Genomic DNA, 16,406 nt, shown 5'->3' with positions numbered 1-16,406 from the left:
TCAGAGATGTAACTGCGCCCCGAGCACGACACTTAGCGCATTTCTCGCATCGTCCAACTGCACCAGGGTCGCCTGGCGTGCCGCCAAGGCATCGCGATTCTCAATGGCCGTAAGGATCGCCTTGTGCCGCGGCATCGCCAGCTCGTGCAGGTTGGGCCGCTGGTTGGAGTGCTTGAGTGCCTCGCGCAGGGCCAGCGAGAGCATGTTGCACAGGTGCGCGAGCAGGTCGTTGTGGGTGGCGTCGGCGATGCGGCTGTGGAAATCCAGGTCCGGCTGCAGCAGGGCGGCGGTGTCCGGTGCCGCTTCCATGCGCTGGTAGGCTTCGCCGATGCCGGCGATTTCCTCGTCGGTGGCATGCTGCGCGGCCAACGCGGCAGCCGCCGGCTCGATGATCGCGCGCACGCTGGTGAGCAGGGCGAAGAATTCGTTCTGCGGCGAACTCTGCATCAGCCAGTGCAGTACGTCCGGGTCCAGCAGGTGCCACTCACGGCGCGCCTTGACCACTGTGCCGACGCGCGGCTTGGAGTACACCAGCCCCTTGGCCACCAGCACCCGGGTGGCCTCGCGCAGTACCGGCCGGCTGACCGCATACTCCTCGCACAACAGCGCTTCGGCGGGCAGCTTGTCGTCCGGCTTGAAGCGCCCGGAGACGATCTGCAGGCCGATGTCCTGGACGATACGGCTGTGCATGCTCTTGCGGTCGGAAGGTTTGCGGTAATCCATGGGGCAGGCGAAGGTCCGGGCCGGGGGAACGGGCATCATAGCGGATCTGGGCTGGGGGATGTGGGGCAGGGGGGCAATGTGCGGTGGCCGGCGTGGGAGGGGGCAGAGGCCCCGGGCTGTTGACCTTGATCAGCCAGGAAAAGCCCGGGGGCTTTGCCCCCTCCCACCGGGCCGTTCAAAGGCCGTTCAAGGCCATCAATGCGAGTGCCGCGGCACCTGCGACCCACGGCAACCGACCAGGAAGTCGAAATCGCAGCCTTGGTCGGCTTGCATGACATGGTCCACGTACAGCTGCCGATAGCCCCCCGCCAAGAGGTTGTTCACCGGCGGCTGCCAGTCGGCCAGGCGCGCGGCCAGTTCGCTGTCGCTGATGTCCAGGTGCAGACGCCCGGTGGCGCAGTCCAGTTCGATGTAGTCGCCTTCCTGCACGGCGGCCAAGGGCCCGCCGGCGGCCGCCTCCGGCGCTACGTGCAAGACCACGGTGCCGTAGGCGGTGCCGCTCATGCGCGCGTCGGAGATGCGCACCATGTCGGTCACGCCCTGGGCCAGCAACTTGGCCGGCAGGCCCATGTTGCCGACTTCGGCCATGCCCGGGTAGCCCTTGGGCCCGCAGTTCTTCATGACCAGGATGCTGTCGGCGTCGACCTCCAGCTCCGGGTCGTTGATGCGCGCCTTGTACACGTCGAAGTTCTCGAACACCACCGCGCGGCCGCGGTGTTTCATCAGCGCCGGCGTGGCGGCCGAGGGCTTCAGTACGGCACCCAGCGGCGCCAGGTTGCCGCGCAGCACGCAGATGCCGCCGTCGGCCACCAGCGGGTTGTCGATGGCGCGGATGACCTCGTCGTCGCCGTAGATCGGCGAGTTCTGCACGTTCTCCCACAGGCTCTTGCCGTTGACGGTGAGCGCCTCGGGGTTCGGGATCAGGTTGTTCTCACCCAGGCGGCGCAGCACCGCCGGCAGGCCGCCGGCGTAGTAGAACTCTTCCATCAGGAAGCGCCCCGACGGCTGCAGGTCGACCAGGGTCGGCGTGCCGCGGCCGATGCGGGTCCAGTCGTCGAGTTCGAGGTCGACACCGATGCGTCCGGCGATGGCCTTGAGGTGGATCACCGCGTTGGTCGAGCCGCCGATCGCGGCGTTGACCCGGATGGCGTTCTCGAACGCCTGGCGGGTCAGAATCTTCGACAGGCGCAAGTCTTCCTTGACCATCTGCACCGCGCGCATGCCAGACATGTGCGCCAGCACGTAGCGCCGCGAATCCACCGCCGGAATCGCCGCGTTGTGCGGCAGCGAGGTGCCCAGTGCTTCGGCCATGCAGGCCATGGTCGAGGCCGTGCCCATGGTGTTGCAGGTGCCGGCCGAGCGCGACATGCCGGCTTCGGCTGAGAGGAATTCGTCGAGGCTGATCTGCCCGGCCTTGTACGACTCGTGCATCTGCCAGACGATGGTCCCGGCGCCGATGTCCTTGCCCTTGTGCTTGCCGTTGAGCATCGGCCCGCCGGTGACGACGATGGCCGGCACGTCGCAGCTGGCCGCGCCCATCAGCAGCGCCGGGGTGGTCTTGTCGCAGCCGGTGAGCAGCACCACGCCGTCGATCGGGTTGCCGCGAATGGCTTCTTCCACGTCCATGCTCGCCAGGTTGCGAGTGAGCATGGCGGTGGGCCGCAGGTTGGATTCGCCGTTGGAGAACACCGGGAATTCCACCGGCCAGCCACCGGCTTCGATGACCCCGCGCTTGACGTGTTCGGCGATGGTGCGGAAGTGCGCATTGCACGGGGTCAGCTCGGACCAGGTGTTGCAGATGCCGATGATCGGCTTGCCCTGGAACTGATGGTCGGCGATGCCCTGGTTCTTCATCCAGCTGCGGTACATGAAGCCGTTCTTGTCGGCGGTACCGAACCACTGGGCAGACCGCAGAGGCTTTTGGTCAGGGGTATTCTCGGACATGTCAGGGCTCTCTTATTGTAAGACTTAATGAGTGGCTGATGGCAAAGCTAAGCCATAACGGTCGGGATGGGAAGTGGTTGTTGGTTAAATAGTAATACTATATAGTCTTGGCAAATCGAGCCCCGACTCGAAGGTTCCCCCAATAAGAACAACAACTGTGGAGACTCATCCATGAGCCAGCTGACGCTGAGCCAGGAGCTGCGGCTTATCCGGCGCATCACCCTCAAGCTGATCCCCTTTCTTGTCGTGCTGTACCTGATCGCCTACGTCGACCGTTCGGCCGTGGGCTTCGCCAAGCTGCACATGGGCAGCGACGTCGGCATCGGCGATGCCGCCTATGGCATGGGCGCCGGGCTGTTCTTCATCGGCTACTTCCTGCTGGAGATCCCCAGCAACCTGATGCTCGAGCGCTTCGGCGCGCGGCGCTGGTTCGCGCGGATCATGATCACCTGGGGCGCGATCACCATCGGCATGGCCTTCGTCCAGGGGCCGAGCAGCTTCTACCTGATGCGCTTTCTGCTGGGCGCCGCCGAGGCAGGCTTCTTCCCCGGGGTGCTGTACTACATCACCCAGTGGTTTCCTGTGCGCCATCGCGGCAAGATCCTCGGCCTGTTCATCCTCTCGCAACCCATTGCCATGATGATCACCGGGCCGGTGTCCGGCGGCCTGCTGGGCATGGACGGCGTGCTCGGCCTGCACGGCTGGCAATGGCTGTTCATCGCCATCGGCATTCCGGCAGTGCTGGCCACCTGGCCGGTGCTGCGCTGGCTGCCCGACCAGCCCCAGCAGGTCAACTGGCTGGACGACGGTGAAAAGGCCTGGCTGGCCGGCGAGCTGCACAAGGACCTCGCGGCCTACGGCCAGACCCGCCACGGCAACCCGCTGCATGCCCTCAAAGACAAGCGCGTGCTGTTGCTGGCGCTGTTCTACCTGCCGGTGACCTTGAGCATCTACGGCCTGGGCCTGTGGCTGCCGACGTTGATCAAACAGTTCGGCGGCAGCGACCTGACCACCGGTTTCGTTTCTGCAGTGCCCTACATTTTTGGCATCGTCGGCCTGCTGGTGGTGCCGCGCAGCTCCGACCGCCTGAACGATCGCTACGGTCACCTCGCGGTGCTGTACGTGATCGGCGCAGTGGCGATGTTTCTCAGCGCCTGGCTGAGCACCCCGGTGCTGCAACTGGCGGCGCTGTGCTTCGTGGCCTTCTCGCTGTTCTCCTGCACGGCGGTGTTCTGGACCTTGCCGGGGCGCTTCTTTGCCGGTGCCAGTGCTGCGGCCGGCATCGCCCTGATCAACTCGGTGGGCAACCTGGGCGGCTACCTGGGCCCGTTCGTCATCGGCGCCCTCAAGGAGTCCACCGGCACCCTGGCCAGCGGCCTGTATTTCCTGTCGGCGGTGCTGCTGTTCGGCCTGCTGCTGACCGGCGTCGTCTACCAGCGCCTGGAACGCCGGCACGCCCTGGCCCCCGAGCAGTTCTCGGCCAGTGCTCGACCTCATTAACCCGTACCAGAAGAGGGATACCCCATGCGTCTCGTGCAATTTGAATTGAACAACGGTGAACGTCGGGTCGGCCTGGTCGATGGCGACCGCGTCCACGAAGTGCAAGGCGCGGGCAGCGTGCGCGAGCTGGCCCTGGCGGCGATCAAGGCGGGCCACAGCCTGGCCCGCCAGGTCGATGGCCTGGGCCTGGGACAGCACCACGACTACCGCCAGGTGCTCGACGAGGGGCGGATTCTGCCGCCGCTCGATCACCCGGACCCGGCGCACATGCTGGTCACCGGCACCGGCCTGACCCACCTGGGCAGCGCCGCCACCCGCGACAAGATGCACCAGCAGAGCGGCAAGGAAGCCGAGCTCACCGATAGCATGCGCATCTTCCAGTGGGGCCTGGCCGGCGGCAAACCGGCGGTGGGGGAGGAGGGCGTGCAGCCCGAATGGTTCTACAAGGGTGACGGCAGCATCGTCGTGCGCCCCGGTGGCGACTTCGCCGTGCCGCCGTTCGCCGAGGACGCTGGCGAGGAGCCGGAACTGGGCGGCCTGTATGTCATCGGCCACGACCGCCGGCCGTACCGGCTGGGTTTCGCCCTGGGCAACGAGTTCTCCGACCATGTGATGGAGCGCAAGAACTACCTGTACCTGGCCCATTCCAAGTTGCGCAACTGTGCCTACGGCCCCGAGCTGCGGGTCGGCGAGCTGCCTGAGCACCTGGCCGGTACCAGCCGCATCCGCCGCAACGGCGAGGTGCTGTGGGAGAAGGAGTTCCTCAGCGGCGAGGCGAACATGTGCCACAGCTTCGACAACCTGGAGTTCCACCACTTCAAGTACGCGCAGTTCCTCCACCCGGGCGATGTGCATATCCATTTCTTCGGGACTGCTACGCTTTCCTTCGCCGATGGCATCAAGGCACAGCCAGGTGACCATTTCGAGATCAGCCTGAAGGAGTTCGGCGAACCGCTGGTCAATGGCATTGCCCAGGCCGAGCCTGTGTTCGCCGTGGGGAGCGTGGGCAAGCTCTGAAAAGCCTGAGCTGCCACCCATTTCATAAGGAACCAGCCTATGTCCCAGATCCAGGGCCACAACTACATCGGTGGCCAACGCAGTGCCGAGGGCGACAAGGTCCTGCACAGCGTCAACGCCAGCAGCGGCGAGATCCTCGCTCAGCCGTTCCACGAGGCCACGCCCGATGAAATCGACCGCGCCGCGCTGGCCGCCCAGTCCGCCTACCCGGTCTACCGCAGCTTGAGCGGCGAGCGTCGCGCGCAGTTCCTCGATGCCGTGGCGGACGAGCTCGACGCCCTGGGCGATGATTTCATCGCCGAGGTCAGCCGCGAGACCGCCTTGCCCGCCGGCCGCATCCAGGGCGAGCGCGCTCGCACCAGCGGGCAGATGCGTCTGTTCGCCAAGGTGTTGCGCCGGGGTGATTACCTCGGCGTGCGCATCGACCACGCGCTGCCCGAGCGCAAACCCTTGCCGCGCCCGGACCTGCGTCAGTACCGGATCGGCGTCGGCCCGGTGGCGGTGTTCGGCGCCAGCAATTTTCCGTTGGCCTTCTCCACCGCGGGCGGTGACACCGCCGCCGCCCTGGCCGCCGGCTGCCCGGTGGTATTCAAGGCCCACAGCGGCCACCTGTTCACCGCCGAGCGGGTGGCGGATGCGGTGATTCGCGCGGCCGAACGCACCGCCATGCCGGCGGGGGTGTTCAACATGATCTACGGCGACTGGGTCGGCGAGCGGCTGGTCAAGCACCCGGCGATCCAGGCGGTCGGCTTTACCGGCTCGTTGCGCGGCGGTCGCGCGCTGTGCGACATGGCTGCCGCGCGGCCGCAGCCGATCCCGGTGTTCGCCGAGATGTCGAGCATCAACCCGCTGATCCTGCTGCCCACTGCGCTGGCCGTACGCGGCAGGGCCATCGCCACGGAGCTGGCGGCGTCGGTCGTGCTGGGCGCCGGACAGTTCTGCACCAACCCAGGCCTGGTGCTGGGGGTCAAGTCGGCCGAGTTGACGGCGTTCGTCGAGCAACTGGCGGCCATCTTCGGCGAGGAGCCGGCGCAAACCCTGCTCAACCCGGGGGGGCTGGCGCACTACAGCAAAGGTGTTGAACGGCTGCGCGCGCACCCTGGCGTCGAGCACCTGGCCGGCCATCCGCACAGTGGGCGGCAGGCTCAGCCACAGTTGTTCAAGGCCGACGTGCAGCTGCTGCTCGATGCCGATGAGGTGGTTCAGGAGGAGGTGTTCGGGCCGACCACGCTGCTGGTCGAGGTCGCCGATCAGGCGCAGCTGTTGCAGGTCTTGAACAGCCTGCATGGGCAATTGACGGCCACCCTGATCGCCGAGCCTGCGGACTTCTCGGCGTTCGCCGAACTGACCCCGCTGCTGGAGCAGAAGGTCGGGCGCATCCTGGTCAACGGTTATCCGACCGGGGTCGAAGTCTGCGAGGCCATGGTCCACGGCGGCCCGTACCCGGCGACGTCGGACGCGCGCGGCACCTCGGTCGGCACCCGGGCCATCGATCGCTTCCTGCGGCCGGTGTGTTTCCAGAATTACCCCGAGGCGCTGCTGCCCGAGGTGCTCCACGAGGCCAATCCGTGGAAGGTGCCGAGGTTGGTGGATGGGGAGTGGCAGGCGTAGCCTGGAGGCGGGCCACCACCGGCCGCGCGCGCGGCCTGTCGCCAGCTTCGCCGGCTCCTACATTTGCTTCGAACGTGCCGTTCCAGACAGACCACCTATGACCGCCCCGAACATCAAAAGCGGCATAAATCGAAACAGATGTAGGAGCCGGCGCAGCTGGCGACAGGCCGCGCGGGCGGCCGCTGGTGGCCATATTGGACATTTCGCCGGGCGCCCGAAGATCAAACCGGCCTGACGGCCTCTCGGGGCTTTGCCCCTCCCACGTCGTCTCGTGTTGCGCCTGTGATGTGGGAGGGGGCAAAGCCCCCGAGAGGCCGCAAGGCCGGTTTGATCTTCGATCAGATCCAGGGTCTGACCTGGAATGCAATCACGGCCACCACCGGCCGCCCGCGCGGCCTGTCGCGGGCTTCGCGCGCTCCGTTTGTTTCGGGCGTAAGCATTCAGAGGCCATCACCGATGACCGCCCCGAATATCAAAAGCGGTCATGGGCGATGCCATTGGCTGCATATAAATCGAAACAAATGTAGGAGCCGGCGTAGCTGGCGACAGGCCGCGCGGGCGGCCGCTGGTGGCCATATTGGACATTTCGCCGGGCGCCCGAAGATCAAACCGGCCTGACGGCCTCTCGGGGCTTTGCCCCTCCCACGTCGTCTCGTGTTGCGCCTGTGATGTGGGAGGGGGCAAAGCCCCCGAGAGGCCGCAAGGCCGGTTTGATCTTCGATCAGATCCAGGGTCTGACCTGGAATGCAATCACGGCCACCACCGGCCGCCCGCGCGGCCTGTCACGTGCTTCGCGCGCTCCGTTTGTTTCGGGCGTAAGCATTCAGAGGCCATCACCGATGACCGCCCCGAATATCAAAAGCGGTCATGGGCGATGCCATTGGATGCACATAAATCGAAACAGATGTAGGAGCCGGCGCAGCTGGCGACAGGCCGCGCGGGCGGCCGCTGGCCCTATTGGACATTTCGCCGGGCACCCGAAGATCAAACCGGCCTGACGGCCTCTCGGGGCTTTGCCCCTCCCACGTCGTCTCGTGTTGCGCCTGTGATGTGGGAGGGGGCAAAGCCCCCGAGAGGCCGCAAGGCCGGTTTGATCTTCGATCAGATCCAGGGTCTGACCTGGAGTGCAATCACGGCCACCACCGGCCGCCCGCGCGGCCTGTCGCGTGCTTCGCGCGCTCCGTTTGTTTCGGGCGTAAGCATTCAGAGGCCATCACCGATGACCGCCCCGAATATCAAAAGCGGTCATGGGCGATGCCATTGGCTGCATATAAATCGAAACAAATGTAGGAGCCGGCGCAGCTGGCGACAGGCCGCGCGGGCGGCCGCTGGTGGCCATATTGGACATTTCGCCGAGCGCCCGAAGATCAAACCGGCCTGACGGCCTCTCGGGGCTTCGCCCCTCCCACGTCGTGGCGTGTTGCGCCTGTGATGTGGGAGGGGGCAAAGCCCCCGAGAGGCCGCAAGGCCGGTTTGATCTTCGATCAGATCCAGGGTCTGCCCTGGAATGCAATCACGGCCACCACCGGCCGCCCGCGCGGCCTGTCGCGTGCTTCGCGCGCTCCGTTTGTTTCGGGCGTAAGCATTCAGAGGCCATTACCGATGACCGCCCCGAACATCAAAAGCGGTCATGGGCGATGCCATTGGATGCACATAAATCGAAACAGATGTAGGAGCCGGCGCAGCTGGCGACAGGCCGCGCGGGCGGCCGCTGGCCCTATTGGACATTTCGCCGGGCACCCGAAGATCAAACCGGCCTGACGGCCTCTCGGGGCTTTGCCCCTCCCACGTCGTCTCGTGTTGCGCCTGTGATGTGGGAGGGGGCAAAGCCCCCGAGAGGCCGCAAGGCCGGTTTGATCTTCGATCAGATCCAGGGTCTGACCTGGAATGCAATCACGGCCACCACCGGCCGCCCGCGCGGCCTGTCGCGTGCTTCGCGCGCTCCGTTTGTTTCGGGCGTAAGCATTCAGAGGCCATTACCGATGACCGCCCCGAACATCAAAAGCGGTCATGGGCGATGCCATTGGATGCACATAAATCGAAACAGATGTAGGAGCCGGCGCAGCTGGCGACAGGCCGCGCGGGCGGCCGCTGGCCCTATTGGACATTTCGCCGGGCACCCGAAGATCAAACCGGCCTGACGGCCTCTCGGGGCTTTGCCCCTCCCACGTCGTCTCGTGTTGCGCCTGTGATGTGGGAGGGGGCAAAGCCCCCGAGAGGCCGCAAGGCCGGTTTGATCTTCGATCAGATCCAGGGTCTGACCTGGAATGCAATCACGGCCACCACCGGCCGCCCGCGCGGCCTGTCGCGTGCTTCGCGCGCTCCGTTTGTTTCGGGCGTAAGCATTCAGAGGCCATCACCGATGACCGCCCCGAATATCAAAAGCGGTCATGGGCGATGCCATTGGCTGCATATAAATCGAAACAAATGTAGGAGCCGGCGCAGCTGGCGACAGGCCGCGCGGGCGGCCGCTGGCCCTATTGGACATTTCGCCGGGCGCCAGGAAGATCAAACGGCCTGACAGCCTCTCGGGGCTTTGCCCCTCCCACGTCTGCCTGAAATGCAATCACGGCCACCACCGGCCGCGCGGGCGGCCGCTGGCCATATTGGACATTTCGCCGGGCGCCAGGAAGATCAAACCGGCCTGACGGCCTCTCGGGGCTTTGCCCCTCCCACGTCTGCCTTGAGATTCGATCACGGCTGCCGCCAGCTGCGCCTGCATCGCCCGCCACCTCGATAAACCCCTCTGCACCGCCTATCATGAGCCTTTCCCTGCCACGAACAGAGCTCATGACCGCCTCCCTGACCACCGAACTGCAGACCGCCAACCTGCTGCTGATCGACGGCCTGCACGCCTTTGATTTCACCCTCACCGATGCCGGCCTGACCCTTGAGGCCATGGACGGCCGTCAACTCAAGCGCTGGGCCTTCAGCCCTGAACAACTGACCGCCGCACAGCGCAACGGGGCCGGCGACGGCTGGCAGCTGGCCGGCCCTGATGGGACCCATCAACTGCTCTGCCTCAACGCTTTCAGCGCCAGCGACGACGAAGATGAAGACTCGGCCGTGGATGAAACCCAAACGCCTTGAGCGAGTCTTTATCTGGCAAGTTATGCGACGTCCAATAACTCCAACAGTCCCAGGGTCCCCAAACAATGAAAAAACTCCTGTTACCGCTTGTCGTCACGACCCTCATCAGCAGCGTGGCCCAAGCCGACCTGCTGGTCGGTACCTACACCGCCGGCACCAGCCAGGGCATCTACCGCTACGCCTTCGACAGCCAGACCGGGCAGATCGCCGCGCAGCCTACGCAGACCGTGAAAAGTGAAAACCCTTCGTGGTTGACCTTGTCCCATGACCAGAAGCACCTGTTCGCGGTCAACGAGAACGGCCCCGGCCAGGCCGACGTGGTCGGTCGCGTCAGCAGCTTCGCCATCGACGCCAGCCATGCCATCAGCCCGATCAACGAGGTCGACAGCAAAGGCGACGAGCCCACCCACTCCAGCCTGGCCAAGGGCGAGGGCTACCTGTTCGTCTCCAACTACGCCGTGCATCCCGACCCGGGCGGGCGCCTGAGCGTGTTGCCGGTCAAGGCCAATGGCGAGCTGGGCGAGGTCATCCAGCAGGAGGCTCATGAGGCGAGCAAGGTCAACCCCGAGCGCCAGGCCAGCTCCCATGTGCACTCCGTGGTCTCGGCGCCGAACGGCCATGACGTCTACCTGCAGGACCTGGGTGCCGACCGGATCTTCCTGTACAAATTCGACCCGAAGAACGCCGCGCACCCACTGACCGCCGCCAAGACCCCCGAAGTCATCCTCGCCCCCGGCAGCGGCCCGCGTCACCTGACCTTCAGCAAGGACGGCAAGCACGCCTACCTGACCCTGGAGATGGCCGCCCAGGTCGCTGTGTTCGATGTGCGCAGCGACGGCTTCCTGATCCAGAAGCAGCTGCTCGACATGGCCAAGGGCAAGCCGCAGGAAGGCAAGGGCGGCGGCGCCATCCACCTGTCGCCCGATGGCAAGTTCCTCTACGCCACCAACCGTGGCAATACCAACGAGCTGATCGCCTACGCGGTCGCCGCAAACGGCCAGCTCAAGGAGATCCAGCGTCGCTCGGTGGAAGGCAAGGAGCCGCGCGAATTCACCTTCGACCCCAGCGGCAAGTTCCTGCTGATCGCCAACCAGAAGAGCAGCCAGATCGTCGTGGTCCGCCATGACGCCAAGACCGGCAAGCTGGGCGAGACGGTGCAGAAGTTCGACATCGATACCCCGTCGGACCTCAAGTTCCTCGCGGGCAAATAAGGCCAGCGCCAGCGCGCGTCGGCCCCCGCAGGCGGTAGCCGGCGCGCACTATCGATCGCGGTGATAATCGATAACGGCGCAAAGCATTTTTGCATCGCCGGGAGCGGGCGTAAGTTCGACCCATGGCCCACACGGGCAGGTCACTCACCCCAGACTTCGAGGCACGCCGACATGAACTTCAACCTCTTCAGCATCATCGCCGCTTCTGCCGTTTCCGCCACCGTGGCCCTGCCGGCGCACGCCGCCCAGGTCGCCAGCGAGAAGAAAACCCAGGTCGCTACCTACACCCAGAGCTACCTGCAGAAAAGCGCCAACTTCTATGCGGCGCTGGATCACAAGACCCAGCTGTAACGCCGCCTGGTGGGAGGGGCGCCGCCCCCGATCCCTTCAGCCGACCACCTGCACTGCACTCAACCCATTACCCAGGCGCTTGACCTGAATCTGCACCGGGATGCGCTCGTGCATCTCCTGCACATGGGAAATCACCGCCACCTTGCGCCCCTGCGCCTGCAGGCCGTCCAGCGCGTCCATGGCCAGTTGCAGGGATTCGGGGTCGAGGCTGCCGAAGCCCTCGTCGATGAACAATGACTCGATCTTCAAGGTGCTCGACGCCATCGAGGCCAGCCCCAACGCCAGCGCCAGCGATACCAGAAAGGTTTCACCTCCCGAGAGTGAATGCACCGAGCGCAGCTCGTCGCCCATCTCGGTGTCCAGCACCAGCAGGCCGAGCAGGCTGCCGCCGCGCTTGAGCCGGTAGCGGCGCACCAGTTGGCGCAGCTGCACGTTGGCGTGGTGCACCAGCAGGTCGAGGTTGCAGGCCTGCGCGATCTTGCGAAAGCGATCGCCGCTCTGGCTGCCGATCACCTCGCTGATCCGTGCCCAGCGCAGGTATTCGCGCTGTGCGGCGTCGATGCCGTGTTGCAGCTGGGCGTTGGCGTCGACGCGGCGCTGGTCTTCGCTGAGCTGTGCACGCAGGTCGGCGCAGCGCTCTTCACCTGCCGCGCAGGCTTGCTGGGTGGCAAGCAGTTGGCTGTGCAGTTGCTCTTCCTGAACGTCTGTGCCGACGCCTGCCTGATGGGCCTGTTGGCGTTGTTGGCGTTCAGCCAGCAGCACCCGCGCCTGTTCGATGGCACGTTCGGCCTGCTGCACCTGCAGGCGACGCTGCTCGAGCGCGTCGGCGCCGAGGGTCAGCAGGCGTGCCAGGCCCGCGTCATCGAGCTGCGGATGGCCGCTGCGCCACAGCGCGATGCTCTCATCCAGCGCCTGCACGGTCTTGCCCAAATCCGCCTGGTGCTGCTCGCTCGCCTTGAGCTCGCTGGCCAGCAGGGCACTCTGCGTGCGGGTGTCCTGCAGGCCCTGGGCGCTGGCGGCTTCTTCCTCGCGGCAGGTCTGCACGCGGCCTTGCAGGGCGCTTTGCCAATGCTCGGCGTCAGCATGCTCGCCCAGCAGGCTGGCCAGCGTGGCGGCGACGGTGGCGCGTTGCGCAGCCAGTGTCGTGTGTTGCTGGCGAACCTGTGCGAGGCGTTGTTGCAACGCCGCTTGCTGTGTGGCGAGCTGATCGATGCTGCGCTGACGTTCGCTGGCGGCTCGTTGCTCCTCACGTTGGCTGTCGAGCTGTTGCAGGCGTGCCGCCAATTGCTGGTCCAGGGCCATGAAGGTCGCGGTCGGCTCTTCGCGCAAACCCTGCAAGGTCGCGGCGGGCAACAGCGCGACGAAGCCTTCGAGGTCTTCGTCCAGGCGTTGCTGGTCGCCGAGCAACTGCCGTTGCTGTTCGTTGAGCGCGGCGCTGGCGGCCTGGCTGGCCTCACGGGCCTGCTGGATGTGCAACTGCAGGCGTGTGGCCTGCTGCTGCACGGCCAGCAGGCGTTGCTGCGTCGACTCCAGCGCCGCGATCTCGCGGCCGGCCTCCTGCAGGCGGTTGCCAAGCCAGATCGCCTGTTCGCTGTCGGGCAGTTGCGGATACTGCGGGTGGGCGTGCAGGGCCGCCGACAGGCTTGTCTGCAACTCGGCGAAGGCCTGCTCCTGTTGGTGGTTGCGCTTTTGCTGTTCGACCAGGGTGCTGACTTCGACGCGCAATTCGGTCAGCCGCGTGGCCAGTCGTTCGACCTGCAAGCGGGCGGCCGCTTCCTCGCTGTCGTCGTGCTCGCCAAGCGCCGCGTTGAGCGCTTCGGGCAGGTGATAGGGATGCTCCAGGCTGCCGCACACCGGGCAGGCCCGGTCGTCCTGCAACTGCGCGCGCAGTTGTTCGACGCTGGCGCTGCGCGCCAGGCGCTGGCGGCCCAGCAGCTGCACGGTGACCGCCAGGGCTTGCTCGGCCTGTTGATGCTGCTGCTTGACCTGCAAGCCTTCGGCGGTGCGCTGCTCGCGTTGTTCGGCCAGCTGGCGCTGCTGATCGGCCAGCTCGCGTTGCTGCTGGGCCAGGTCGTCGAGGCGCAGCCAGTGCCGTTGCAGCTCTTCGAAGCCGCGCACGTGCAAGCGTTGCTCGTGCAGTTGGGCGGTGCTCTCCTGCAGGCGCTCGCCCAACTGCTGCGGGCTGACCTGCGCCTCGGCATGCAGCGCCTGCCATTGCTGCTCAAGCTGCTGGACCTGGCGTGACTGCTCGCCGGCGCGCTGCTCCAGCGCCGGTAACTCGTGGCGTCCCTGGCGCAGCCGGCCGCTGAGGGCCACGCCTTGCTGCAGCACGCGCCGATGCACGTCCCAGGCGTCGCCCAGGCCGGCCAGTGGCTGGCTGGCCGCCAGTTGCGTGGCGATCTGCTCCAGTTGCTCGGTGCTGGCCTGCTGGCGCTGCTGCAAGTCTTGCAACTGCGCCTGGCCTTGCTCGCAGTCGTGCTGCGCGTTGTGCACGGCGGCTTGGGCCTCAGCCGTCTGCGCGGCCAGGCGGGTGGATTCCGCCTGTTGGGCGAACGCCTGGCGCAGCAGCGGCTCGCTATCGTTTTGCACTTCGAGGGCCTGAGCCAGTGTGGCGCTGGCGTTGCTCTGGCGCGTCTGCAGATCGACCTGGCGTTGTTGCAGCTCGGCCTGCTGGCGCTGCTGGAGAGCGATCTGCCCGGCCAGCGGCTGCCACTGTCGATGTGCCTGTTCGCGGCGTTCGAACAGGTGCCGCTGCGGGGCCAATTGCTCCAGTTGCAGCAGCTCGACTCGGGCTTCGGCCAAGGCTTGCCAGCCTTGCTCGGCTTCGGCCAGTTGCGTGGCGGCGGCCTGGCTGGCCTCGGTCAGCCGCTGGCCTTCCTGTTGCCGTTGCACTTGCTGTTCGAGCTGACGCAGCGCGGCCTGCTGCGCCTTGTAGTCGAGCAGGGCAGCGGCGTATTGCGCATCGAGTGCATCGCGGGCCTCGACGGCCAGCGGGGCGATGCCGCCGGCCCTGTCACGCAGCTCCTTGACGGCCTTTTCCGCGTCGCGGCTCTTCTCGAAGGCGCGCTTGCCCAGCTGGGTGTAGAGCGCGGTGTCGGTGAGTTTCTCCAGCAACTCGCTGCGCTCGTTGTCGTTGGCCTTGAGAAAGGCGCTGAATTCGCTCTGCGCCAGCAGCACGGCGCGGGTGAACTGCGCGAAGTTGAGGCCCAGGCGCTTTTCCAGCTCGATTTCATATTCGCGTTTCTGGCTGGCGACCACCTGCTCACTGTCCAGGTCCAGCAGGCTCTGCTTGCTCGGCTGCAGCTTGCCGCCAGCCTTGTCGCGGGCGCGGTTGGCCTCCCAGCGGGCGCGGTAGCGGTGCCCGTCGATGCCGACGAAGTCGACCTCGGCAAAGCCTGTGCCGGTGCCCCGGCGCAACAGCGTGCGCGGGTCGCCCGTGGCGATTTCGCCGTCGCCGTCGGGTACCTTGGCGTCGCGCCCGGTCTGGTTGAGCCGCGGCACAGCGCCGAACAGCGCCAGGCACAGGGCGTCGAGCAGAGTGCTCTTGCCGGCGCCGGTGGGGCCGGTGATGGCGAACAGGCCGGCACTGGCCAAAGGTTCTGCGGTGAAGTCCAGCTCGAAGGGGCCGGCCAGTGAAGCGAGGTTCTTCAGGCGGATGGCAAGAATCTTCATGCGGTGGGGTCTTCCATCTGCACGTCCTGCAGCAGCAGGGCGAAGTCGCTCAGGACCTGGGCGTCGATCTCGCTGCCGTAGGCATCCTGCCAGGCGCGACCGAACAGGTCGAAGGGGCTCAACTGGCCGAGTTCCAGCAGTTGGCTTTCGGCGTCGCTGGCGTCGGCCTTGCCGGCGTATTCGGCGGCAATGCGCACCAGGCGTACGGCCTTGTTCTGCAGGGCCAGCTCGATCTGCTGGCGCAGGTCCGGTTGCGGCTCGTCGAGGCGCACGCGCACCTCCAGCCAGGGTTGTTGCAAAAGCTCGGCCAGCAGGTCGAGCTCGGGCAGTTCGGCCAGCCTGGCCAGCACCTCGGCCAGCGGCAGCGGGCCGACCCGCAGCAGTTCGACGGCGCGCGGCACGCGCAGGGTTTCGACACTGGCCAGGGTTTCGCCGTCCAAGCGCACGTCGAGGATCTGGTGCGGGTAGTCGATTTCGGCGAACGACAGCGGCAGCGGCGAGCCGCTGTAGCGGATGCGTTCCTCGCCGTTGACCCGCTGCGGTTTATGCAGGTGGCCGAGGGCGACGTAACCGATGTCGCTGCCGAACAGGCTGGCGGGCAGGGCCTCGGCGCTGCCGACGATCAGGTTGCGCTCCGAATCCAGCGACACGCTGCCACCGGCCATGTGCGCATGGCTGATGGCTATCAGCGCCTGACCCGGCTGGCGCCTGGCCTGGGCGGCAGCGATGAGCATGTCGTGGACCCGGCCGATGCCTTGCAGGTAGTCGTCGCCCAGGTGCTGGCCGGTGACTTCGGCCGGGCGCAGGAAGGGCAGGGCCAGGCACCAGCCAGCGATGGCGCCGTTGGCGTCGGGCAGCGGCAGCAGCAGGCGCTCGCTGTCGAGCACGCCGTCGTCGAGCCACGACACGCGACCCAGCGCGTGGGTGCGCAGGCGGCGCATCAGGGTCGCCGGCAGCTCGATTCGCGAGCCGGAGTCGTGGTTGCCGGCGATCATCACAATGGTCAGCTGCGGCTGCTGTTCATGGGCATCGACGATGAAGTTGTACAGGCGCTCCTGCGCCTTGACCGGCGGGTTGACCGTATCGAACACATCACCGGCGATCAGCAGCACATCAGGCCGCTGCTCCTTGAGTTGGCGCAACAGCCATTGCAGGAAGCACGCGTGTTCGTGGTCCCGCTCCTGGCCGTGCAGGGTCTGGCCCAGGTGCCAGTCGGAGGTGTGGAACAAGCGCATTGGGGGGTCCTAACAAGGTATGGCGGCCGGTGGTGGCCATATTGAACAGCTC

At 66.3% G+C, this 16,406-nt stretch carries 10 protein-coding genes; 6 read left to right on the top strand and 4 right to left on the bottom strand.

The window, feature by feature from the left end; genetic code table 11:
• Both SFA35_RS18775 and SFA35_RS18770 read right to left on the bottom strand, forming a co-directional pair.
• Entirely contained in the window at positions 1-723 is a 723-nt protein-coding gene (locus SFA35_RS18775; RefSeq protein ID WP_320572032.1) for a FadR/GntR family transcriptional regulator, read from the bottom strand.
• 195 nt (positions 724-918) lie between these two features.
• Positions 919-2,667 (bottom strand): IlvD/Edd family dehydratase, encoded by a 1,749-nt coding sequence (locus SFA35_RS18770; protein ID WP_320572031.1) that lies wholly within the window; start codon positions 2,665-2,667, stop codon positions 919-921.
• Between the two features lie 186 nt (positions 2,668-2,853).
• On the opposite strand from SFA35_RS18770, the gene SFA35_RS18765 reads away from it, so the two are divergent.
• The 6 genes from SFA35_RS18765 to SFA35_RS18740 all read left to right on the top strand — a co-directional run bounded on the left by SFA35_RS18765 (position 2,854) and on the right by SFA35_RS18740 (position 11,447).
• Positions 2,854-4,167 carry an MFS transporter gene (locus tag SFA35_RS18765; RefSeq protein WP_320579108.1) on the top strand — a complete coding sequence of 438 codons (1,314 nt, stop codon included), beginning with the start codon at positions 2,854-2,856 and terminating at the stop codon, positions 4,165-4,167.
• 24 nt (positions 4,168-4,191) lie between these two features.
• Positions 4,192-5,184 carry an AraD1 family protein gene (gene araD1, locus SFA35_RS18760; protein ID WP_320572030.1) on the top strand — a complete coding sequence of 331 codons (993 nt, stop codon included), beginning with the start codon at positions 4,192-4,194 and terminating at the stop codon, positions 5,182-5,184.
• 39 nt (positions 5,185-5,223) lie between these two features.
• The gene (locus SFA35_RS18755; RefSeq protein ID WP_320572029.1) at positions 5,224-6,795 is read left to right on the top strand and encodes an aldehyde dehydrogenase (NADP(+)); all 1,572 of its coding nucleotides are present in this window, start codon (positions 5,224-5,226) and stop codon (positions 6,793-6,795) included.
• A gap of 2,790 nt (positions 6,796-9,585) precedes the next feature.
• Positions 9,586-9,885 (top strand): DUF5629 family protein, encoded by a 300-nt coding sequence (locus tag SFA35_RS18750; RefSeq protein ID WP_320572028.1) that lies wholly within the window; start codon positions 9,586-9,588, stop codon positions 9,883-9,885.
• 65 nt (positions 9,886-9,950) lie between these two features.
• On the top strand, positions 9,951-11,096 hold the full coding sequence (locus SFA35_RS18745; RefSeq protein ID WP_320572027.1) for a lactonase family protein: 1,146 nt from the start codon (positions 9,951-9,953) through the stop codon (positions 11,094-11,096).
• 171 nt (positions 11,097-11,267) lie between these two features.
• Complete coding sequence (locus tag SFA35_RS18740) at positions 11,268-11,447, top strand: hypothetical protein (RefSeq protein ID WP_320572026.1); 180 nt, start codon at positions 11,268-11,270, stop codon at positions 11,445-11,447.
• 36 nt (positions 11,448-11,483) lie between these two features.
• On the opposite strand, the gene SFA35_RS18735 is transcribed toward SFA35_RS18740, so the two are convergent.
• The gene (locus SFA35_RS18735) at positions 11,484-15,119 is read right to left on the bottom strand and encodes an AAA family ATPase (RefSeq protein WP_320572025.1); all 3,636 of its coding nucleotides are present in this window, start codon (positions 15,117-15,119) and stop codon (positions 11,484-11,486) included.
• Positions 15,116-16,354 (bottom strand): exonuclease SbcCD subunit D C-terminal domain-containing protein, encoded by a 1,239-nt coding sequence (locus SFA35_RS18730; RefSeq protein ID WP_320572024.1) that lies wholly within the window; start codon positions 16,352-16,354, stop codon positions 15,116-15,118. The genes SFA35_RS18735 and SFA35_RS18730 overlap by 4 nt, the downstream gene beginning before the upstream one ends.
• Positions 16,355-16,406: the final 52 nt, after the last annotated feature.

The organism is Pseudomonas sp. HR96 (genome assembly GCF_034059295.1).
Lineage (GTDB): Bacteria > Pseudomonadota > Gammaproteobacteria > Pseudomonadales > Pseudomonadaceae > Aquipseudomonas.
This window is presented reverse-complemented; position numbering and strand designations above follow the sequence as displayed.

What these genes read in the sequence shown, in the direction of transcription:
- SFA35_RS18775 (WP_320572032.1), bottom strand. Translation starts at nt 723, where the DNA reads ATGGATTACCGCAAACCTTCCGACCGCAAGAGCATGCACAGCCGTATC.
- SFA35_RS18770 (WP_320572031.1), bottom strand. Translation starts at nt 2,667, where the DNA reads ATGTCCGAGAATACCCCTGACCAAAAGCCTCTGCGGTCTGCCCAGTGG.
- araD1 (WP_320572030.1), top strand. Translation starts at nt 4,192, where the DNA reads ATGCGTCTCGTGCAATTTGAATTGAACAACGGTGAACGTCGGGTCGGC.
- SFA35_RS18755 (WP_320572029.1), top strand. Translation starts at nt 5,224, where the DNA reads ATGTCCCAGATCCAGGGCCACAACTACATCGGTGGCCAACGCAGTGCC.
- SFA35_RS18750 (WP_320572028.1), top strand. Translation starts at nt 9,586, where the DNA reads ATGACCGCCTCCCTGACCACCGAACTGCAGACCGCCAACCTGCTGCTG.
- SFA35_RS18745 (WP_320572027.1), top strand. Translation starts at nt 9,951, where the DNA reads ATGAAAAAACTCCTGTTACCGCTTGTCGTCACGACCCTCATCAGCAGC.
- SFA35_RS18740 (WP_320572026.1), top strand. Translation starts at nt 11,268, where the DNA reads ATGAACTTCAACCTCTTCAGCATCATCGCCGCTTCTGCCGTTTCCGCC.
- SFA35_RS18735 (WP_320572025.1), bottom strand. Translation starts at nt 15,119, where the DNA reads ATGAAGATTCTTGCCATCCGCCTGAAGAACCTCGCTTCACTGGCCGGC.
- SFA35_RS18730 (WP_320572024.1), bottom strand. Translation starts at nt 16,354, where the DNA reads ATGCGCTTGTTCCACACCTCCGACTGGCACCTGGGCCAGACCCTGCAC.